The sequence below is a fragment of the Shinella sp. G-2 genome, assembly GCF_050172695.1.
Taxonomy (GTDB): Bacteria; Pseudomonadota; Alphaproteobacteria; order Rhizobiales; family Rhizobiaceae; genus Shinella.
The window spans coordinates 570,985-591,211 of the sequence record NZ_JBBEYH010000001.1 but is presented as its reverse complement, the minus strand read 5'-3'; the positions used below and the strand labels follow the sequence as shown (position 1 = coordinate 591,211).

The 20,227-nt window shown below is 65.8% G+C and carries 19 protein-coding genes; 8 read left to right on the top strand and 11 right to left on the bottom strand.

The window, feature by feature from the left end; all coding sequences use genetic code 11:
• Positions 1 to 166 precede the first annotated feature (166 nt).
• Positions 167 to 505 carry a VOC family protein gene (locus V8U06_RS02965; RefSeq protein WP_427139429.1) on the top strand — a complete coding sequence of 113 codons (339 nt, stop codon included), beginning with the start codon at positions 167 to 169 and terminating at the stop codon, positions 503 to 505.
• Positions 506 to 518: 13 nt separating this feature from the next.
• On the opposite strand, the gene V8U06_RS02960 is transcribed toward V8U06_RS02965, so the two are convergent.
• The 3 genes from V8U06_RS02960 to V8U06_RS02950 form a co-directional block, all read right to left on the bottom strand.
• Positions 519 to 1,169, bottom strand: a complete 651-nt coding sequence (locus V8U06_RS02960; RefSeq protein ID WP_427139428.1) for a glutathione S-transferase family protein — start codon at positions 1,167 to 1,169, stop codon at positions 519 to 521.
• A gap of 63 nt (positions 1,170 to 1,232) precedes the next feature.
• On the bottom strand, positions 1,233 to 2,447 hold the full coding sequence (locus tag V8U06_RS02955; protein WP_427139427.1) for an extensin family protein: 1,215 nt from the start codon (positions 2,445 to 2,447) through the stop codon (positions 1,233 to 1,235).
• 258 nt (positions 2,448 to 2,705) lie between these two features.
• On the bottom strand, positions 2,706 to 4,526 hold the full coding sequence (locus V8U06_RS02950) for a methyl-accepting chemotaxis protein (RefSeq protein ID WP_427139426.1): 1,821 nt from the start codon (positions 4,524 to 4,526) through the stop codon (positions 2,706 to 2,708).
• Positions 4,527 to 4,710: 184 nt separating this feature from the next.
• Between V8U06_RS02950 and V8U06_RS02945 the strand changes: the two genes are divergently transcribed.
• The gene (locus V8U06_RS02945; protein ID WP_427139425.1) at positions 4,711 to 5,097 is read left to right on the top strand and encodes an acyl-CoA thioesterase; all 387 of its coding nucleotides are present in this window, start codon (positions 4,711 to 4,713) and stop codon (positions 5,095 to 5,097) included.
• Positions 5,098 to 5,109: 12 nt separating this feature from the next.
• On the top strand, positions 5,110 to 5,700 hold the full coding sequence (locus V8U06_RS02940; RefSeq protein ID WP_427139424.1) for a hypothetical protein: 591 nt from the start codon (positions 5,110 to 5,112) through the stop codon (positions 5,698 to 5,700).
• Positions 5,701 to 5,765: 65 nt separating this feature from the next.
• On the opposite strand, the gene V8U06_RS02935 is transcribed toward V8U06_RS02940, so the two are convergent.
• Positions 5,766 to 6,119, bottom strand: coding sequence for a DMT family protein (locus V8U06_RS02935; RefSeq protein ID WP_226918762.1), 354 nt, complete (start codon positions 6,117 to 6,119; stop codon positions 5,766 to 5,768).
• A gap of 303 nt (positions 6,120 to 6,422) precedes the next feature.
• On the opposite strand from V8U06_RS02935, the gene V8U06_RS02930 reads away from it, so the two are divergent.
• Positions 6,423 to 8,414, top strand: coding sequence for a putative bifunctional diguanylate cyclase/phosphodiesterase (locus tag V8U06_RS02930; protein ID WP_427139423.1), 1,992 nt, complete (start codon positions 6,423 to 6,425; stop codon positions 8,412 to 8,414).
• A 47-nt stretch (positions 8,415 to 8,461) separates the two neighbouring features.
• On the opposite strand, the gene V8U06_RS02925 is transcribed toward V8U06_RS02930, so the two are convergent.
• Complete coding sequence (locus V8U06_RS02925) at positions 8,462 to 9,034, bottom strand: NAD(P)H-dependent oxidoreductase (RefSeq protein ID WP_427139422.1); 573 nt, start codon at positions 9,032 to 9,034, stop codon at positions 8,462 to 8,464.
• Between the two features lie 88 nt (positions 9,035 to 9,122).
• On the opposite strand from V8U06_RS02925, the gene V8U06_RS02920 reads away from it, so the two are divergent.
• On the top strand, positions 9,123 to 10,031 hold the full coding sequence (locus tag V8U06_RS02920; RefSeq protein WP_427139421.1) for a LysR family transcriptional regulator: 909 nt from the start codon (positions 9,123 to 9,125) through the stop codon (positions 10,029 to 10,031).
• 29 nt (positions 10,032 to 10,060) lie between these two features.
• On the opposite strand, the gene V8U06_RS02915 is transcribed toward V8U06_RS02920, so the two are convergent.
• Positions 10,061 to 11,005: a DUF3137 domain-containing protein gene (locus V8U06_RS02915; RefSeq protein ID WP_427139420.1), complete on the bottom strand. Its 945-nt coding sequence runs from the start codon at positions 11,003 to 11,005 to the stop codon at positions 10,061 to 10,063.
• A 108-nt stretch (positions 11,006 to 11,113) separates the two neighbouring features.
• Here V8U06_RS02915 and uvrB point away from each other — a divergent pair, with 108 nt between their 5' ends.
• Positions 11,114 to 14,104 carry an excinuclease ABC subunit UvrB gene (gene uvrB / locus V8U06_RS02910; RefSeq protein ID WP_427139419.1) on the top strand — a complete coding sequence of 997 codons (2,991 nt, stop codon included), beginning with the start codon at positions 11,114 to 11,116 and terminating at the stop codon, positions 14,102 to 14,104.
• Between the two features lie 117 nt (positions 14,105 to 14,221).
• On the opposite strand, the gene V8U06_RS02905 is transcribed toward uvrB, so the two are convergent.
• Together V8U06_RS02905 and dusA are read right to left on the bottom strand one after the other, a co-directional pair.
• Entirely contained in the window at positions 14,222 to 14,797 is a 576-nt protein-coding gene (locus V8U06_RS02905; protein ID WP_427139581.1) for a DnaJ domain-containing protein, read from the bottom strand.
• A 178-nt stretch (positions 14,798 to 14,975) separates the two neighbouring features.
• On the bottom strand, positions 14,976 to 16,085 hold the full coding sequence (gene dusA / locus V8U06_RS02900) for a tRNA dihydrouridine(20/20a) synthase DusA (protein ID WP_427139418.1): 1,110 nt from the start codon (positions 16,083 to 16,085) through the stop codon (positions 14,976 to 14,978).
• A 109-nt stretch (positions 16,086 to 16,194) separates the two neighbouring features.
• Here dusA and V8U06_RS02895 point away from each other — a divergent pair, with 109 nt between their 5' ends.
• Positions 16,195 to 16,725 carry a gamma carbonic anhydrase family protein gene (locus V8U06_RS02895; RefSeq protein ID WP_427139417.1) on the top strand — a complete coding sequence of 177 codons (531 nt, stop codon included), beginning with the start codon at positions 16,195 to 16,197 and terminating at the stop codon, positions 16,723 to 16,725.
• A 161-nt stretch (positions 16,726 to 16,886) separates the two neighbouring features.
• On the opposite strand, the gene V8U06_RS02890 is transcribed toward V8U06_RS02895, so the two are convergent.
• Genes V8U06_RS02890 through V8U06_RS02880 form a run of 3 tightly spaced genes read right to left on the bottom strand, consistent with a single transcriptional unit; the run spans position 16,887 to position 19,019 of the window.
• Complete coding sequence (locus V8U06_RS02890; RefSeq protein ID WP_427139416.1) at positions 16,887 to 17,282, bottom strand: Fur family transcriptional regulator; 396 nt, start codon at positions 17,280 to 17,282, stop codon at positions 16,887 to 16,889.
• Positions 17,279 to 18,097 carry a zinc ABC transporter permease subunit ZnuB gene (gene znuB, locus V8U06_RS02885; protein WP_427139415.1) on the bottom strand — a complete coding sequence of 273 codons (819 nt, stop codon included), beginning with the start codon at positions 18,095 to 18,097 and terminating at the stop codon, positions 17,279 to 17,281. Before znuB ends, V8U06_RS02890 begins: the two co-directional genes overlap by 4 nt.
• Positions 18,090 to 19,019, bottom strand: coding sequence for an ATP-binding cassette domain-containing protein (locus V8U06_RS02880; RefSeq protein ID WP_427139414.1), 930 nt, complete (start codon positions 19,017 to 19,019; stop codon positions 18,090 to 18,092). The genes znuB and V8U06_RS02880 overlap by 8 nt, the downstream gene beginning before the upstream one ends.
• Before the next feature lie 100 nt (positions 19,020 to 19,119).
• On the opposite strand from V8U06_RS02880, the gene znuA reads away from it, so the two are divergent.
• Positions 19,120 to 20,172 (top strand): zinc ABC transporter substrate-binding protein ZnuA, encoded by a 1,053-nt coding sequence (znuA, locus tag V8U06_RS02875; RefSeq protein ID WP_427139413.1) that lies wholly within the window; start codon positions 19,120 to 19,122, stop codon positions 20,170 to 20,172.
• Positions 20,173 to 20,227 lie beyond the last annotated feature (55 nt).

Sequence of the window (20,227 nt, the reverse complement as noted above, 5' to 3'; positions counted from 1 at the left end):
GATGGAATGTGACGTTCCAGGCAGAGCCACACGCACCTGCCGCCCCTTTTTCGACCGGCGCCCCGCCGGTCTTTTTTTGCCCGGAAATCGGAAGGCCAACCCGAAGACGGAACATGCCCGCCCCGCTGCCATTTCCCTGAGGACAGCAGAAGACGGGAGACGCGCCATGCCATTGCACAGGATTTACGCCCATCTCAGTTGCACCGATCTCGATGCGAGCATTCGCTGGTTCACCGCGGTCTTCAACCGCGGGCCGGATACCCGCCCCATGGAGGGCCTTGCCGAATGGCACCACACCGACAATGCCGGCTTCCAGCTTTTCCAGAACGCCGCCGATGCGGGCCACGGCACCCTCACCCTCATCCTGCGCGGACTTGAGAGCGAACGACCGAGGCTTGAGACCGCCGGTCTTTCGCCAGGCGAAATCGAGCAGGCCAGTTATGTCAGGCTGATCCGCCTCCGCGATCCCGACGAAAACCTCGTCGTGCTCGCCGAGGAAGGTTGAGCGGAGGCCAGGGTCAACCGGCCGGTGCCGCGGTGAACACCGCAAGCTGGTCGGCGAAGGCACGCTGGTAGGCCGGGCGCGCCTCTCCCCGGGCGATATAAGCGAGAAGGGTCGGATAGTCCTGCAGCAGGCCCGAGCTTTGCAGCCGTCGCAGCACCGTCACCATCATGAGATCGCCGACGCTGAATGCCCCGTCCAGCCAGTCGCCATCGCCAAGACGGCCGGAAAGCGCGTCGAGCCGGGCGCGCACGCGCGCGTCGAGCATCGGCTGGCGCTCGGCATACCAGGGCTTGTCGCGCTCCAGGATGACGGCCATCGAGCGCTCGACGATCGGCGGCTCCACCGTGTTCAGCGCGGCGAACATCCACATGATCGCGCGCATCCGGGCATCGGCATCGAGCGGCAGGAGGCCCGGATGATGCTCGGCGATGTGCAGGAGGATCGCGCCGGACTCGAACAGCACAAGGTCTCCCTCTTCATAGGTCGGGATCTGGCCAAAGGGGTGAAGCGCAAGATGCGCGGGCTGCTTCAGCCCCTTGAAGGAGACGAGGCGCACCTCGTAGCGCTGGCCGACCTCCTCCAGCGCCCAGCGGACCCGCATGTCCCGGGCAAGGCCCTGACCGCGGTCGGGCGAATTCTCAAAGGCGGTAATCGTGATCGTCATTCTGACCTCCATCGCATGTCCGTCTGGAAGACGATTGGCTGGCCGCAGTTCCGACATGTCCCTCTAGAGGCTGCAGTGCCGGTAGCCGGACTTGCGGGCGCGCAGGTCGAAATGGAAGTGATCCTTGTGGAAGCGGTCGCTGCCCGGGCCAAGCACGGTGGAGAAATACTTGCAGCTATCGCCGCGCACCGCCTTGAGCAGCCCCTTCTCGCGGAAGGCGAAGAAACCCTTCTTCTCGATGGTGATGGCCTTGCCGTTCTTCAGCACGATCTTGCCGACATCGATGGCATTGCCCTTGGCATGCTCCGACATGGCGGCGCCCTTCTGCGAATTCATGGTGCGGCAGGAATAGGAGGACATCTGGTGGATGGCCGAGACGCCGGAAAGGTAGCGCATGCGGGCCGAGGGCACGAGTTCCTGCTTCACCCAATGCGCGAAGGCCTCGGTGATCTGGCAGTTCACCTGCGCAGCCGGCTTGATCTGGATGCCGCCGGAAAGGCCCGACAGTTCCACCGGCCAGTCGATGCCGCAGGAACGGCCGCGGGCAATGCGCGGCACGTCGCGGAACTTCACGCCGAGCCGTTGCAGGCGCTGGCGGCAGGCTTTTTCCGACGCGGGCATGCCGCCCATCGTCTCGGGAATCTGCATCGGGTTTTCGAGACGCGGCAGGAAGGCGACCTGCTGTTCCCCGTCCGCTGCCTGCCGGCGGCGCGTCGTCGCCTTGTCCGGCACGCGCAGATAGCCGTCGCTTTCGGCCGTGCCGAGTTCCGTGCCTGCGTCGGACATCGGAATGGTCTGCGGCTGACCGATCTGCTGCGGCGTATCGGTGCCGATGCCGTCGACGACGACCTGCGTGGCATTACCTTCGGCGATCTCGTTGGCCTGCGCTTCCGCCAGCCCCTCGACGCGGCCGACGCCGAGCCCCTCGTCCATGTTGACGCCGTCTTCGGGCACGCGCAGCACGCCGGAGGAGGCCTGCATGGGGTCGGAAATTCCCATGGCCTCGTCGCTGTCGATCATCGGCAGGCGCTTCTTTTCCGCGACAGGTTCCACCAGCGCGGCATCGACCTCGCCGACCCGGCCGATGGGTTCGCCCACTGCATAGGTGGATGCGTTGCCCCCGGTGTCCCCCATATCGGCCACCGGAGCGATGGCGCTGACGCCGGCACCGTCGATGTCGTCGGGCGGGGTCAGGCCGCCCGAACAGGCGGCCAGCATGGCCGGGATCAGGAGCAGCCCGAGCGGCCGGCGCAGACGTGATACAAACGCAATACCCATGGTCACTTCCGCCTGGTGCCTTCTCCGCCCGATGCGAAGCCGCGGCCCATCCAATTCTGTCCGGCGATGGTGCAGGCCGCTTTTGTCCGCATTCGGACGGGAGAGGCCGCAATCCCGGAGCGCAGGCATGCACGCCTGCTTTTCCAGAAGATTTTCGCGCAACAGGGTAAAGGAAGTCTTCCCGTCCGCCCCACCGGACATGAAAAACCCCGACGCCTGGGGCGCCGGGGGTAAAGCCATCCGGAGATTGTCTTTTGCTTATGCGGCGCGGCGCCGGGGGGCGGCCGCTCCGGCTGCGTTCAGCCGGAAATTGCCGAGCAGCACCTTCAGATGCTCGCTCTCCTGGGTCAGCGTCTGGCCGGCGGCGTTGGTCTCCTCCACCATCGCGGCATTCTGCTGGGTCATCTGGTCCATCTGGTTGACGGCCGTGTTCACCTCGGCAAGGCCGGTCGCCTGCTCGCGGGCGGAGGTTGCGATCGAGGTCACCTGATCGTTCACGCGGTTGACCAGCGTCTCGATCTCGGTGAGCGCATCGCCCGTGGAGCGCACCAGCGCCACGCCCGTGCCGACTTCCGCCGCCGAATTGCTGATGAGGCCCTTGATCTCCTTGGCCGCATTGGCCGAGCGCTGGGCAAGCTCGCGCACCTCCTGCGCCACGACCGCAAAGCCGCGTCCGGCCTCGCCGGCACGGGCCGCCTCGACGCCGGCGTTGAGCGCCAGCAGGTTCGTCTGGAAGGCGATCTCGTCGATCACGCCGATGATCTGGCTGATGCGGCTGGAGGCGTCCTCGATGCGGCTCATGGCGGCGACGGCGTCGCGCACGATCGTGCCGGACCGGCCGGTCGACTGCTTCGTCTCGGCCACCATTCGGCTTGCCTCGGAGGCACGCTCGGACGCGTTGCGCACCGTCGCGGTGATCTCGTCGAGCGCCGCCGCGGTTTCCTCCAGCGAAGCCGCCTGCTGCTCGGTGCGGTAGGAGAGGTTGTTGGCCGCCTCGGCGATGCCGCTGGCGCTGCCATGCACGATGTCGGTCGAGTGGGCAATCGCATTGATGACGCTGGAGAGCGCGTCGACGGCGCGGTTGAAGTCCTCGCGCAGCTTGGCATATTCCGGCGCGATGCTGTCGATGGAGACCGTCAGATCGCCGTTCGCCAACCGCTCAAGCGCCTCGCCGACGGTCTGCATGGCATCCGTCTGGCCCTGGCTCACGCGGCGCTGGCGGCGTTCGCCCTCGCTGCGCTCGTCGTCCAGCCGCGCCTGCTGTTCGCCCTCGCGGATCCGCAGTTCCGCGCGCTCGGCGACGGACTGGCGCAGCACGGACACCACCTTGGCCATCTCGCCGATCTCGTCCTTGCGGTCGGTCTCCGGCACGTCCTTCGAAACGTCCTCGTCGGCAATCGCCTGCATCGCCGCCTTGAGGCTGAGCACCGGGCGGGTGACGCTCTTCACGATGGCATAGGCGGCGGCGATGATGAGAAGGCCGCCGGCGGCGAGGATCATCGCCATGCCGATGGCGTTGCTGCGGAACATGGCGGCCAGGTCGTCCGCATAGACGCCCGTGCCGACGATCCAGCCCCAGGGCGCAAAGCCCGCGACATGCGAATATTTCAGCACCGGCTCCTCGAAGCCCGGCTTCGGCCAGTAGTAGTCGACGAAGTCCTGTCCGGTCGGGCTTGCCTTCACGGCCTTGACGAATTCGGTGAAGATCTTCTTGCCGGTCGGGTCGGCCATGCCGGACTGGTCCGTACCGTCGAGCGCCGGCTTGATCGGATGCATGACGATCACGGCGCTCATGTCGTTGATCCAGAAGTAGCCGCTGGTCTCGTAGCGCAGCGCGCGCACGGCATCCTTCGCCCGGGTCTGCGCTTCCTCGCGCGTCAACGTGCCGGCGGTCTCAAGCTCATGATAATACTTGAAAAGCGTCAGCATATTCTCGTCCATGGCGGCGAGCTTCGACTTGCGCTCGGCAACCATCGCGTCCTGATAGTGGTAGAGGGTGTAGACAAGCGCCGCTGCGAAGATGGTCAAGGCAAGGCCGACAAGCAACGACAGGCGCGTGGATATTCTGAAATTCTTCACCGGGCTCTCCTCCACCGTCAGGAACACAGTGCTCCCGGGGATCGAAAATCCGGGAAACCCTTTAAAATCATCTAAAATTGCAATCATCAATTTTTAGAGATTGAAAATACTCGGAAATGCCCCCGCCTCTTCCGCCCTCGCCCGCATTCGGCTAGATCGGAGGAAAGAGGAGAGAGGACCCCGCATGACCGAGACGAAGACGCCGAACGGCCAGCTCACCCTTCGCACGCTCGCCATGCCGGGCGATGCCAATGCCGCTGGCGACATCTTCGGCGGCTGGGTGATGGCGCAGATGGATTTGGCCTCCGGCATCCGCGCCGCCGAGCGCGCCCGCGGCCGCGTCGTCACGGCGGCGGTGAAGGAAATGGCCTTCGAGCTTCCGGTGAAGATCGGCGACACGCTCAGCATCTACACGCACATCGCCCGCGTCGGCCGCACGTCGATCACGCTGATCGTCGAGGCCTGGGCCCAGCGCTACCTCACCACGACGCTGGAAAAGGTGACGGCCGCCACCTTCGTCATGGTCGCCCTCGACGCTAAGGGACAGCCGACGCCCGTCCCGGTCGAATAGGACGCATGGGCCATGGAGCACGCCGCGCCCGATCCCGCCATCTTCAGCCATGTGCGCGTCGTCATCGGCATGGTCGTCAGCCTCAGCGTGGCGCGCATCCTCACCGGCATCGCCCTCTTCATCCAGCATCCCGGCAAGCTGAAGGCCTATCCGGTCCACCTCGCCTGGGCGGCCTTCCTGCTGCTCTTCCTGCTGCACTTCTGGTGGTGGGAGTTCCGCCTGCAGGCGCTGACGGCCATAGGCTTCGGCGTCTACCTGTTCCTCATCAGCTATTGCTGCCTGTTCTTCCTGCTCGCCGTCCTGCTCTTCCCGACGACCCTGGACGACTATGCCGGCTACGAGGACTATTTCTATTCCCGTCGCCGGTGGTTTTTCGGCGCCTTCGCGCTCGTCTTCGCCGTCGACCTGCTCGACACGGCGCTGAAGGGCGAGGCCTATTTCGGCTCCTTCGGCTATGAATATCCGGTCCGCAACGCGGTCTTCATCGTGCTTTGCCTCATCGCGGCCTGGACGGCGAACCGGCGCTTCCACACCGTCTTCGTTACCCTCGGCATCGTCTATCAGCTGAGCTGGATCTTCCGCGCCTTCGACATGCTGGAATAGAGCATGGCCAGTCGAAGCGCAGGGCTTCGACTGGACAATGCGACAAGACCGGAAGGCTGGCGCAATCAGCCCTTGAAGACGAAGGCCGCGCCGGCCGCGATCAGCAGGAAGCCGATGGCGTGGTTCCAGGTCAGGCTCTCCTTCAGCCAGAACACCGAGAAACCGGCGAAGACCAGAAGGGTGATGACCTCCTGGATCGTCTTCAGCTGCGCGGCCGAATAGACCTCGTGGCCGATGCGGTTTGCCGGCACCGCCAGGCAATATTCGAAGAACGCGATGCCCCAGCTTGCCAGCACCGCGACGAAGAGCGGCGCGGACTTGAACTTGAGGTGCCCGTACCAGGCAAAGGTCATGAAGACGTTGGAGAGGCAGAGCAGCACGATCGGCCAGACGGCCGCGGGAGTGAGGCTGAAGGGCATCGGTGATTCCTGAAATAGAAGCCGGTCCGGCAACGGTGTGAGGCGATAGCGTCTGGAACGGCGAGAAGACACGAAGGCTGATGCTTCCGCGATTCGGAGAAAACCGAAATCGCCGGAAGACCGACGGCTGGCATAACCGCCTCGCAGCCGCCGTCAAGTCCGCAGCCTCATGGATTCTCGCGATCCCCTGTTAAGATAATCTTATGCCCAGCCCCACACCATCCGCCCCCATCAGGCCGCGAGAAGGTCGCGTTCTGATTCCGGACCGCACAAAGCGGCGAGACTTTCGGGTCGGGAGCGAGAATGACCGATGCAAGCCGGCTGATGCCGGTGGATGAACCGACAAGACGCCAGATTCTGTCCGCACAGGCCTTGTCCGTGCTGGACGGCATCGTGCTGTCGCTCATCGCCAACAGCTTTCTTGCGGCTACCACTGCCGCCGTGCTGTGGATGGATGGTCCGAATATCGAAACCCTGTTGTGGCTATCTGCCGTTCTGGCGATCAACGTCGCGCGTTATATCGGCGTGCGCATCGTGCGGCGGCTGAATTGCGCGGTGGAGCGGCCGAGGCGCGCGCTCGGCGTTCTGTCGCTCGGCGCCATCGGCGGCGGCCTTGCCTGGAGCCTGCCGCCGCTGATCGGCACGCAGGTCGCCAGCGGCCCCAATCCCTATCTCATCTTCATCATCGGCGGCATCTGCGCCGGCTCGCTGATGCAGAGCACCGCCTATGCCCGCACGGCCCTGCTCTTCGCCGGCCCGCCGCTGCTCTCGGCCCTCGTCTCGCTGCTCGCCGCCGGCACGACGGACGCCCTCGTCATCGCCGCCGACGCCCTGCTGCTCGCCGTCATGATGCTGCGCGCCAGCCAGCTCAGCGAAGCCAGCTTCATCCGCAGCCAGATCGACCGGCTGAAGGCGGTGGCGCTCGCCGCCTCGCTTTCCGATGCCAATGCGGAAATCCGCCAGTCCTATCACCAGCTCGCCTCGCTCGCGAACCGCGACCCGCTGACCGGCCTCGGCAATCGCGCCCTGTTCAACCAGCGTCTGCGCGCGTTGCTCGACGAAACCCCGACCGCCGATACGCTCGCCCTCCTCGCCATCGACCTCGACCGCTTCAAGGCGATCAACGACACGATGGGCCACGGCGCGGGCGATGCCGTGCTGGTGGAAATCGCCAGCCGCCTCGCCAGCCTCGTCGGCCCGACCGACACCGTCGTGCGCCTCGGCGGCGACGAATTCGCCGTCATCGTCGAAGGCGAGACGGCGGAAGTACGGGGTCGCGAGATCGGTGAAGGCATCGTGCGGCTGGCCGGCGACCCGATCCTCATCGGCGACCGGCCCGTCACGGTGGGCGCCAGCGCCGGCCTTGCCCTGCATCCGCAGCACGGCGACACGGCCGACGCGCTCTTCGCCAGCGCCGACATCGCCCTCTACGCCGCAAAGGAAGGCGGGCGCCGCCGGCTCGGCCTGTTCAATCCGGAACTGAAAGCCCGCATCGAGCGCCAGCGTCTCATCGAGGCGACACTGACCGAGGCGATCGAACGCCGGCAGTTGCAGGTGTTCTTCCAGCCGCAGGTGGAGCTTGCCACGGGCGCGGTCACCGGCTTCGAGGCGCTGCTGCGCTGGACGCATCCCGAGCTTGGCGCCGTCGCGCCACCGGATATCGTGCGCGCCGCGCAAGCGCTGCATATCTCGACGGTGCTGACCGGCTATGTCGCGACCCGCGCCGCGGAGCTGCTTCGCACCCTGCCCCGCCTCGGCCTGCCCCAGGCCGCCGTAGCCGTGAACGTCTCGCCGCGCGAATTCTCCGGCGATGCGCTGTCGCGCCTCCTGACCGAGATCGTCCGCCAGCACGCGGTTCCTCCGGCGCTGATGGAGATCGAGATCACCGAGGAGGCCACGCTCGACACCCAGGCGGCCGGTGCGGAACTCGCCAGGCTGGAGGCGGCCGGTTTCCGTCTCGCCGTGGACGATTTCGGCATGGGCCATTCTTCCCTCGCCTATCTCGTCAGCCTGCATATCGACCGGCTCAAGATCGACCGCAGCTTCGTCACCGGCATCGCCACCAGCCGCGAGAACCAGGCGCTCATTGCCGCCCTCATCGGCATCGGCCATGCCCTGTCCATCGATATCGTCGTGGAAGGCGTGGAAAACGAGGAGGAGGCCGAGGTGCTGCGCATGCTCGGCTGCCGCCACGCCCAGGGCTACCATTTCGCCCGCCCTATGCCGGCGGCCGATATCCCCCACTGGCTCACCCAGCACGCCGCCCGCATCGGCCGCGGCGTCTCCGGTAAATAGCGGGCGTCTTTTCAGGAAAACCGGTTCCCACTTTTCCCTGACAAACTCTAGCCCCAGGCCTCCACGAGAAAGCGCTGCCTGTCCTGCCGGCGCCAGGTTTCCAGGATCGCCGCATAGTCCTTCGCAGCGCTGTGAAGCGAGAGATCGTCTCGCTTGTCCGCACGGTAGACGAGGAACGGCGGCTGCCACGGCAGGCCGCAGCGATGCGCCGTCGCCTCCAGCGGGCGCAGAAGCTCGGCCATGGTGAACTTGTTGGCGCCATCCGGCGCATAGGCCTCCGGCACGTTGCCGGCCGTCGCCACCACCAGCAGCGGCTTGCCTTCCAGCCGGCAGCCCTCGGTCTTGTAGGCGATGTAGTACATGCGCGTCAGCACCGCATCCTGCCAGGCCTTCAGCAGCGGCGGCGTTGAATACCACTGGATCGGAAACTGGAGGACGAGGCGGTCCGCCGAAAGCAGCCGGGCCACTTCGCGGTCGGCGTCGATCTGGCCGTCCGGATAAAGCGCATACATGTCCACCACCTCGACCTCAGGCAGGCGGCGGGCCGCGCCGGCAAGCGCCGCATTGGCGCGCGAACGGTTGAGGTCGGGATGGAAGAGAAGGATCAAGGTCTTGCTCATGGCGTCGTCTCCTGTGTTGACGCGCCGAGGATGCTTCACCGAGTAAAATCATTCCAATGGATGATTTATATATGATATTATCCATCTCATGAATTTAAGATCGATCGACCTCAACCTTCTCGTCGTGCTCGACGCCCTGCTGGACGAAGCCCATGTCTCGCGCGCCGCCGCCAAGCTGAACCTTTCCCAGCCGGCGACCTCCAGCGCGCTCGACCGCTGCCGTCATCTCTTCGGCGATCCGCTGCTCGAGCGCGGCAAGGGCGGCATGCGCCTGACGCCGAAGGCCGAGACCCTGCGCGATCCGCTGAAGGCCCTCCTCGTCGGCATCGCCGCCGTGGTCGACGCGCCGGAGGAGCCGCTGTCCGAGATCCGCCAGACCGTGCGCATCACCACCGCCGATCACCCCGGCATCATCGTCGCCGGCCCGCTGCACCACGCGCTCGCCTACTCCGCCCCCGGCATCGACCTCGTCATCCAGCCCTGGCACGGCGCGCCTGCGGCGCTGGACTCTCTTGCCCGTGGCGCCAGCGACATCGCGCTCTCGGTCTTCCCCTCCATCGACGAAGCCGCCTTCCACTGCGAGACCCTGCTGGACGAGCACTACGTCGTCGCCATGCGCAGGGACCATCCCGCCGCCGAGGAGTTCTCCCTCGACCGCTGGCTCGCCTTCCCGCATATCCTTATCTCCGGCCGCGGCGACACGCGCAGTCCCCTCGACGACCAGCTCGCCGCGCTCAGTAAGGCCCGCCGCGTCGGCATCGTCGTGCCGAGCTTCCTGATGGTTCCGCCCCTGCTGGAGGGCAGCGACCTGATCGCCATGATGCCGGCGCACACCCTGCCGTCGGATGCCGCGAAACGCTTCCACCTCGTCCCGCCGCCCATCCCCGTGCGAGGCTTCCCCCTGCACCTTGCCTGGCACCGCCGGCGCGACAAGGACCGCGCCGTGCAGCATGTGGCGGACGAACTGCGGAAGATTTTGACGGGCCTCGAAGCATAGAGGCCGACACCGGAGCGATGTCGCTTCGGTTAACCGATCTTGTTGACCAACTGCGCCGTCGCCAGCAGCGTCACGAGATCGCGGATCATCGGCCGGATATTGCGGTCGAAATCGATGGGCGTATCCACCGGCGGAAGCTCGAAGAAGTCCTTCTTCGTCGGCACCAGCAGATAGCAGTCCGGACCGCTCAGCGCGAGGCGCACCACATCGTCCCGCCATTCCGTGGCGAGATAGTCGAGCGCCTTGGCGAGCGTGCCCTGCACCAGGGGCGTCGCCGCATCGGGACGGCTGGTTCGGAACTCGTGCGAGGCGTCCACCTCCGGATTGCCGCTCGTCACCAGCGCCATCGAGGAACCGCCGAAGAGATCCCTCATGAAGCGATGCACCGCGTTCGGCTTGCGCGCCGCGAGAAGCAGACCGGGAAATTCCTGCTCGCGCTGGAAGTAGAAGATCACGCCCTTGAAGGTCGTCTGCTTGCTCTTGCCGCTGCCGGTGCTCAGTTCCGTTTCCGAAAGCGTGAAGGTCAGCCCCTCATGCGTGCCGACGATCATGTCGCCATGCACGCCGCGATCGCGCGGCACGAACTCCTTGCCCGGCATGGCATCCATGAAGCGCGGCGTCGCGCCGTGCACATAGCGCACCTCCTCGACGAAGCCGAAGACGAGCGGCAGCATGCGGTCGCGCAGGGTCTGCTGGAACTGCCGGGCCGGCGCGGTGACGAGCTTCCAGACGACCCCGCCGAGAAAGAGCAGCAGGCCGGCGGCGATGCCGATGAAATCCCCCTTCATGCTCGTCCAGATGCCGTAGAGCAGAACGGCGGACAGAACCAGAAAACCACCGAAGATCAGCACGATGCGGACATACATGTCCCGCGCCACCTTCGGCCGCACCGTGTTGTAGGTCGTAACGGCCGCGCGCAGATCCTCCAGCGCCGTCTCCTTCGGCATCAATGCCGTCTCGTTAATCGCATCCATGACAGCCCCTCCGCTTCTGGAATAACGGCCGGGGAGCATGGCAAATTCGTTTCCCTTTTGTACTCCTCACCCCTTTCCTTTCGGAATGACTCTCTCCATATTCCCCGCATGGCCAGATCTCCGAAAAAACCCTCCGCCTCGAACCCCGGTTTCGAGGAAGCCCCGCAGTCCGACTTTGAAGGCGCCCCCATCTCCGGCAGCGTCTCCGACTGGGTGAAGCAGCTCGAAGCCGAGGCGGAAGCCGCGAGCGTCGAAAGCCGCCGCGAGGTTGCCTCCAAGGCCGGCAAGCACCGCAAGACGGTGGAGAATGCCGCCCGCCGCCACACCGAACAGGTAACGGTCTCGAAGACCTCTCGCGGCGTTTCCATCGGCGGCTCGTCCGACCCGAAGACGCGCGCCGCCGCCGGCCTCAATCCGGTCTCCGGCCTCGACGTGTCGCTGGAAGACGCCGCCGCCCTGGACAAGGGTTCCGGCGTCACTGCCACCGTGGAGGCGCTGTCGAAGCTCATCGAGAGCGGCAATCCGCTGTTCAAGGACGGCAAGCTCTGGACGCCGCACCGCCCCGCACGGCCGGAAAAGTCGGAAGGCGGCATTCCGATCCGCATGGTCACGGAATACAAGCCCTCCGGCGACCAGCCGACCGCCATCAAGGACCTCGTCGACGGCCTGGACACCGGCGAGCGCAGCCAGGTGCTGCTCGGCGTCACCGGCTCGGGCAAGACCTTCACCATGGCCAAGGTGATCGAGGAGACGCAGCGCCCCGCCGTCATCCTCGCGCCGAACAAGACGCTGGCCGCGCAGCTCTATTCCGAGTTCAAGAACTTCTTCCCGGAAAACGCGGTCGAATATTTCGTCTCCTACTACGACTATTACCAGCCGGAGGCCTACGTCCCGCGCTCGGACACCTATATCGAGAAGGAATCCTCGATCAACGAGCAGATCGACCGCATGCGCCACTCCGCGACGCGCTCCCTGCTGGAGCGCGACGACTGCATCATCGTCGCCTCGGTCTCCTGCATCTACGGTATCGGCTCGGTCGAGACCTACACCGCCATGACCTTCCAGATGCAGGTCGGCGAACGGCTCGACCAGCGCCAGCTCCTCGCAGACCTCGTCGCCCAGCAATACAAGCGCCGCGAGATGGATTTCCAGCGCGGCAGCTTCCGTGTGCGCGGCGACACGATCGAGATCTTCCCCGCCCACCTTGAGGATGCCGCCTGGCGCATCTCCATGTTCGGCGACGAGATCGACGCCATCACCGAGTTCGACCCGCTGACGGGACAGAAGACCGGCGATCTGAAATCGGTGAAGATCTACGCCAACAGCCACTACGTCACGCCGCGCCCGACGCTGAACGGTGCCATCAAGAACATCCGCGAGGAGCTGAAGCACCGCCTCGTCGAGCTGGAAAAGGCCGGCCGCCTGCTGGAGGCCCAGCGCCTGGAGCAGCGCACGCGCTACGATCTGGAAATGCTGGAGGCGACGGGCTCCTGCGCCGGCATCGAGAACTATTCGCGCTACCTCACCGGCCGCCGCCCCGGCGAACCGCCGCCGACCCTGTTCGAATACGTGCCCGACAATGCGCTGATCTTCATCGACGAAAGCCACGTGACGATCCCGCAGATCGGCGCCATGTACCGGGGCGACTTCCGGCGAAAGGCGACGCTGGCCGAATACGGCTTCCGCCTGCCCTCCTGCATGGACAACCGTCCGCTGCGCTTCGAGGAATGGGACGCCATGCGCCCGGACACCGTCGCCGTCTCGGCGACGCCCGGCAACTGGGAGATGGAACAGGCCGGCGGCGTCTTCGCCGAACAGGTCATCCGCCCGACCGGCCTCATCGACCCGCCGGTCGAGGTCCGCCCGGCCAAGAGCCAGGTGGATGACGTGCTCGGCGAGATCCGCGAGACCGCCGCCGCCGGCTACCGCACGCTCGTCACCGTGCTCACCAAGCGCATGGCGGAAGACCTCACCGAATACCTGCACGAGCAGGGCGTGCGCGTGCGCTACATGCACTCCGACATCGACACGCTGGAGCGCATCGAGATCATCCGCGATCTTCGCCTGGGCGCTTTCGACGTGCTCGTCGGCATCAACCTGCTGCGCGAAGGCCTCGACATCCCCGAATGCGGTTTCGTCGCCATTCTCGACGCCGACAAGGAAGGCTTCCTGCGTTCGGAAACCTCGCTCATCCAGACCATCGGCCGCGCGGCGCGCAACGTCGACGGCAAGGTCATCCTCTATGCCGACCAGATCACCGGCTCGATGCAGCGCGCCATGGACGAGACGACCCGCCGCCGCGAAAAGCAGGTCGCCTATAACGAGGCGAACGGCATCACGCCGGAATCGGTGAAGGCGAAGATCTCCGACATCCTCGACAGCGTCTACGAGCGCGACCATGTCCGCGCCGACATCTCCGGCGTCACCGGCAAGGGCTTTGCCGATGGCGGCCACCTCGTCGGCAACAACCTCAAGGCCCATCTCGAAGCGCTGGAAAAGCAGATGCGCGACGCCGCCGCCGACCTCGACTTCGAGGCCGCAGCCCGCATCCGCGACGAGATCAAGCGCCTCAAGGCCGCCGAACTCGCCGTCATGGACGACCCGATGGCGCGGCAGGAAGCCTCGAGCGCCGAAGGCGGGAAAGGTAGTGGAAAGGCCACGGCAAAGGGCGAAAAATCCGGCGCCTCCCCCTCATCCCAGGGCTCGACCTCCCTCTTCCAGAAACCTTCCCTGGACGACATGGGACCGGGCACCGACACCGAGCGCCCGCTCTTCCGCAAGCCGGACATCGACGACATGGGCCGCGACGTCGCCACCCCGGCCGGCAAGTCCCTCTTCCGCAAGAACACCCTCGACGAAATGACCGTCGGCCGCACGGAAAAACCCGTCACCGGCGACCTGCCCGAGCGCCCGGACGAGGCCATCTCCAGCAAGAAGCGCCACGCCCCTCTTCTCGAAGGTCAACCCGAACGCGCAACCGGCGCCGAAGACGCCAAGCCGGTGCGGCGGGGCAAGATCGGCGTCGGGAGCTATGAGGACCCGGCCGAGGCGAAGCGCAAGGGTCGAACCAAGGGGAAAACGGGGCGGCCGGGGCGGTAGGCACCCGGCCGCTTCGCCGATCTCGATATAAAACAGCGACTTCTTAGGTCAGCGACGAAGCGTTTGCGCGAGACATGCATGCGGCCGTGAAATGCCGCTTGCGCGTGCCGGAGCGGCCTACTCCGCCGCCTCGCCCTTAATCGGCTCCAGCGCCGCGGCCAGTTCGTAGGAATAGCCTTCCAGCATGGCATAGGCCTGTTCGATGGCCTGGATCTGTCCTTCCGCATTGCGGATCGCCTCGGTGATCGACTGCGAGCGGGCGCGCAGCATGGAGCCGAGGAAATCCGTGCCGGGCTTGCGGCCGAGGCGGTCGATGTGCTGGCGCACGCGGTTGCGGTGGCGTTCCAGTTCGAGGATGTGGAAGCGGCTCTTGACGATGTCGTCGGAGAGCTTGCGGCGCATCGCCGCCAGCGGGTCGAAGCTGCCGGGCTCGCGCTCGTCGAGAATGACGTCGTTGACCAGCGGCTCGAGCAGCATCAGGCCCTTGAGGTCACGCGGGTCGGCGAGCTGCGGGTCGAAGCCGGTATCGTCGAAGACCTTGCGGCGCACGGGATCGCGCAGCAGGTCGTAGCAGGCCTGCAGGCGGGCGAACTGGTCGGCATCGCCGCCCGAATCGGGATGCATGCCCTTGGCGGCCTTGCGGTAGGCGGTCTTGATCGCACCGTCATCGGCGTCGCGCTCCAGTCCGAGCATGGCGTAGGGATCGATCACGCGGCCACCTGTCTGTTTCTTCCGTCTTTCGCACGCCGGGGCAAACCCGCATCACGCGTTTGCCGGACCTGCGTCTGCACTGCTTCGTCTTTTCCTTACGCCGTTTTCCGATCCGGAGGGGACGAAATTGTGGTGACGCGGCGGCGATGCACAGAAAGCGCTATTCCGCAGCCTCGGTATTGGGCTCGGGGCTGACCTCGGTACCGACCTCGGCATTGGCCCGCGCCGAAAGGACCGCCGCGAAGGCGGCCGCGATCACCTCAGGCCCCGCGCCCGGCTTCGTCGCGTCGGCCGACAGGATCTGCCGGTAGCGCCGTGCGCCGGGAAACCCCTGGAAGAGGCCGACCATGTGGCGCGTGACATGCGCCACCCGCCCGCCCCGCGCCATCACCTCGGCCGCATAGGTCATCACGGCGTCCCGCACCGCTTCCCAATGGGCGGCCGGAAGGTCCTGCGGGCGGGAAAAGACGCCGGGCGGGTTGCCGCCCAGAAGCGGATGGGCAAACAGGCCGTCCACCCCCGTCAGGATGCCGCTGTCCTGATAGGCGGCCCTGCCGAGCATGACGCCATCGAGGCCTTCCATCTCGGTCACCGCCTGGTCGAGGCTGTGAAGCCCACCGTTGAGGCCGATGAAGAGATCGGGATGTTCCGCCTTCAGCCGCCGCACCAGACCGTAGTCGAGCGGCGGGATGTCACGGTTCTCCTTCGGTGAAAGCCCCTGCAGCCAGGCCTTGCGCGCATGCACCCAGACGGCGTCCGTGCCGGCCGCCTTGACCCGTGTGACGAGATCGCGCAGCGCCACTTCCGGATCCTGGTCGTCGACCCCGATGCGGCATTTGACGGTGACGGGAATGGACACCGCCGCTTTCATCGCCGCCACGCAGTCGGCCACGAGGTCCGGCTCGCGCATCAGGCAGGCGCCGAAGGTGCCGGATTGCACCCGGTCCGAAGGGCAGCCGACATTGAGGTTGATTTCGGCATAGCCGAAACCTTCGCCGATCCGCGCCGCCTCGGCCAGCTTTTCCGGGCTGTTGCCACCGAGCTGCAGCGCCACGGGCTGTTCCACGGCGTCGAAACCGAGCAGCCGGTCGCGGTTGCCGCGCAGGATCGCGTCGGCGACGATCATTTCCGTATAGAGCAGCGCGTTCTTCGTGAGCTGGCGCGCGAAGACGCGGTACGCCCTGTCGGACCAGTCGATCATCGGCGCCGTGGCGAAGATCTTCGTCCCCGTCGCAACGGCCTGCCGGTAGAATGTGCCTTTGTTCGTCATGGCCGGGCTCATACTCCATCGGCGGCGGAAAAACCACCCTCGGCACTTTCCCCGTCCCATCCCGCCGGTGCTAGAGTGGCGGCGGGAATCAAGACCGCCGGAGGAAACAATGCCGCTTTACGCCCTCGACGACCGCACCCCGACCCTGCCGGCGGACGACCGCTACTGGGTGGCGCCGGACGCCAATGTCATCGGCAAGGTCATCCTCGGCGAGGATGTCGGCATCTGGTTCGGCGCGACGCTGCGCGGCGACAACGAGCCGATCATCGTCGGCGCGCGCTCCAACATCCAGGAAGGCGTCGTCGTGCACACCGATCCGGGCAGGCCCGTCGTCATCGGCGAGGGCTGCACCATCGGCCATGGCGCGATCATCCATGGCTGCACCATCGGCAACAATTCGCTGGTCGGCATGGGCGCGACGGTGCTGAACGGCGCGGTCATCGGCAACAACTGCATCGTCGGCGCCAATGCGCTGGTGACGGAAGGCAAGGTCTTTCCGGACAATTCCCTCATCGTCGGCTCGCCCGCACGGGTGATGCGCGAGCTGGACGGCGAAGCCGTCGAGGGCCTGAAGCGCTCGGCCGACAGCTATGTGCGCAACTGGCAGCGCTTCAAGAGGGGGCTGAAGCCGATCGGCTGACGGTGCGTGCGCGAGCCTTGGGTCGAAGCGGCATCGCCTCGGCGGGTGAACCGGACGCACCCAAGAGCATGTCAGGTTCAGGTTGAACCAGGCATGCTCTAAATCCTTTTGTTTTCGTTTGTCTTTCGGGAAAACCGGTTCTCACTTTTCCCTGACAAACTCTAGGCGCAGCCGGCGCAGGTTCCCCGGATCTCGATCGTCGTCTTGCCGGTCTTGAAGTTGCGGTCCCTGGCAAAGCCCTTCAGCCGTTCCTCGATCACGTGGTCGTGGAACTCCGTCACCTTGCCGCAGGTCTCGCAGATGGTGAAGGCCGTGATGCCATGAGCATGGCAGCCCTCTTCCGGATGGGCGCAGGCGACGAAGGCGTTGATGCTTTCGAGCCGGTGCACGAGACCGAATTCCAGCAGCTTGTCGAGCGCCCGGTAGACCTGCAGCGGCGCGCGGAAACCATCGTCCCGCAGCTTGTCGAGGATCGAATAGGCGCTCAGCGGGCTTTCGGACTGCGACAGCACGTCGAAGACGAGGCCCTGGTTGCGCGTCAAGGGTTGCGTGGTCATGCCCGACCTCCTTCATGTGCGACCGAATGCGTCCGGGGCTTCGTCAGCAGGCTCAGAATGAACAGGCCAAGCGCTGCCACCACGATGGACGGGCCGGACGGCGTATCGAATTTCAGCGAGCCGAACAGTCCGCCGACGACGGCGAGCGCGCCGATGACGGAGGACAGCACGGCCATGATCTCCGGGCTGGTGGAAAAGCGCCGGGCGGTGGCGGCGGGGATGATCAGCAGCGAGGTGATCAGCAGGATGCCGACGATCTTCATGGCGATGGCGATGACGAGCGCCATCAGCAGCATGAAGGCAAGCCGCGCCCTTTCCGGCTGCAGGCCCTCGGCCTCGGCAAGCTCAGGATTGACCGTGGAGGCGATGAGCGGCCGCCACATCCAGACGATGGCGAAGAGCACGAGAACGCCGCCGCCCCAGACGAGATCGACATCGGGGCGCGTCACGGCGAGGATGTCGCCGAAGAGGAAGCCGACGAGATCGATGCGCACCCAGGTCATGAAGGAGACCAGGACGAGGCCGATGGCGAGCGTCGCATGCGAGAGGATGCCGAGCAGCGCATCGGTGGAAAGCGTGCCGCGCTTCTGCAGCAGCATCAGCAGCAGCGAGACCGTCGCCGCGACGATGAAGACGCTGAGCAGCAGGTTGAAATCCATCAACAGCGACAGCGCGACGCCGAGCAGCGCCGAATGGGCCATCGTGTCGCCGAAATAGGCCATGCGCCGCCAGACGACGAAGCAGCCGAGCGGACCGGCGGTGACGGCTAGTCCCACCCCGGCAACGAGCGCCCGCATGAAGAAATCGTCAAGCATCGCGCCGCTCCTTTCCGTCCGCCATGCGCGCCGGCTCTGGGCCACAGCCGCAATTCGGCCCATGCACATGGCCGAGGCGCATCGGCCCGGCGCGCCCGCCGCTCGGCAGGATATCGACAGGGCGGCTCTCGTTCGGACGGCAGTCGTCGGTGATCGACCCGTCGGCATGCAGCACGCGGCCATCGGGCAGATGGGTATGGTCGTGATTGTGATTGTAGAAGGCCAGCGTCTGCCCTGCCCGCGCGCCGAAGAGGCGCAGATATTCCGGGCTCTGGCTCACCGTCTCCGGCGTGCCGCGGCAGCAGACATGGCCGTTGAGGCAGATGACGGTGTCCGTCTCGGCCATCACGACATGCAGGTCGTGCGAAATGAGCAGGATGCCGCAGCCGGTCGTGTTGCGGATCGTCTTGATGAGATCGTAGAGCGCGATCTCGCCGGAAAAGTCGACGCCCTGGACCGGTTCGTCGAGCACGAGCAGATCGGGCTTGCGGGCGATGGCGCGGGCGAGCAGCGCGCGCTGGAACTCGCCGCCGGACAGATGCTGCACCTCGGCGCGGGCGAGATGGCGGATGCCCGTCGCCTCCAGCGCCGCGTCGATCTCCGCGCCCTTCAGCGGGGAGGTCAGCGTCATCAGCCGGTCGACGGTGAGCGGCATGGTCCAGTCGACGGCGAGCTTCTGCGGCACATAGCCCACCTTGAGGCCGGCCTTGCGCTCCACCCTGCCTTCGTCCGGCTTCAGCACGCCGATGGCGGCCTTGGCGGTCGTCGACTTGCCGGATCCGTTGGGCCCGATCAGCGTGACGATCTCGCCCGGCGCAATGGAGAATTCCACGCCGCGCACCAGCCAGCGGCCCTGGCGGCGCACGCCGACGCCCGTCAACGAGACGAGCGGCGGATGGGTCTCTGTCTGGTTCTGCAGCATCATTTTTCCAAAAAGGCCTGTTGCGTCGGGATATGGCACACGTTATAGCATAACGCAATTGATGTAATAACATTACATACATTATCAAGACGGAGATCCCATGAAAAAGGCCATTCGTTCCCTCCTCCTCTCCACCGCCCTTCTTGCCGCCGGCACCGCAGCCGCGCGGGCCGAGACGCCGAATGTCGTCGTCTCGATCAAGCCGATCCATTCGCTGGTATCCGCGATCATGCAGGGCGTCGGCGAACCGGCCCTCATCGTGGAGGGCGCGGCCTCGCCGCACACCTATTCGCTGAAGCCGTCCAATGCGGCCGCCTTGCAGGATGCGGACGTCGTCTTCTGGGTCGGCCATGGCCTGGAGGCCTTCCTGGAAAAGCCGCTGGAGGCGCTGGGCGGCAAGGCGACCGTGGTGGAACTCGACGATGCGCCGGGTCTCGAAAAGCTGCCCTTCCGCGAAGGCGGCCCCTTCGAGGCGCACGAGCATGACGGCGAGGAAGAGGGACACGACCACGCGCATGAAGACCATGCCGAGGAAGGCCAGGGTCATGACGAGGCCGGCCATGATCATGCGAAGGAGGCCGAAGGTCACGCCCATGGCGAAGAGGCCGGCCACGAGGGCCACGACCACGGCGAATTCGACATGCATCTGTGGCTGAGCCCGGACAATGCCCGCGCCATAGCCGCGGAGGCGGCGAAGGTTCTCGCCGAGAAGGACCCGGCCAATGCCGTGACCTACAACAAGAACCTCGCCGACCTCACCGACAGGCTCGCCGCGCTCGACAAGGAGATCGCCGAGACGGTCGCGCCGGTGAAGGAAAAACCCTTTATCGTCTTCCACGACGCCTATCAGTATTTCGAACACCACTACGGCATGCAGGCCGCCGGCTCGATCACCGTCAGCCCGGAAACCCTGCCGGGCGCCGAGCGCCTGACGCAGATCCGCGACAAGGTGAAGACACTCGGCGCGACCTGCGTCTTCGCCGAACCGCAGTTTGAGCCGAAGCTGGTCAATGTCGTCATCGAAGGCACCCCGGCGAAATCCGGCACGCTCGATCCGGAAGCCGCCACGCTCGACGCCGGACCGGAGCTCTATTTCACCCTGATGAAGGGCCTCGCGACGTCGCTGAAGGATTGCCTCGGGCAGACGGGCTGAACGCGCCAGGGCACGAGCCATGGGACGCGTGCGCGCACAGCCGCACGCAAGACAC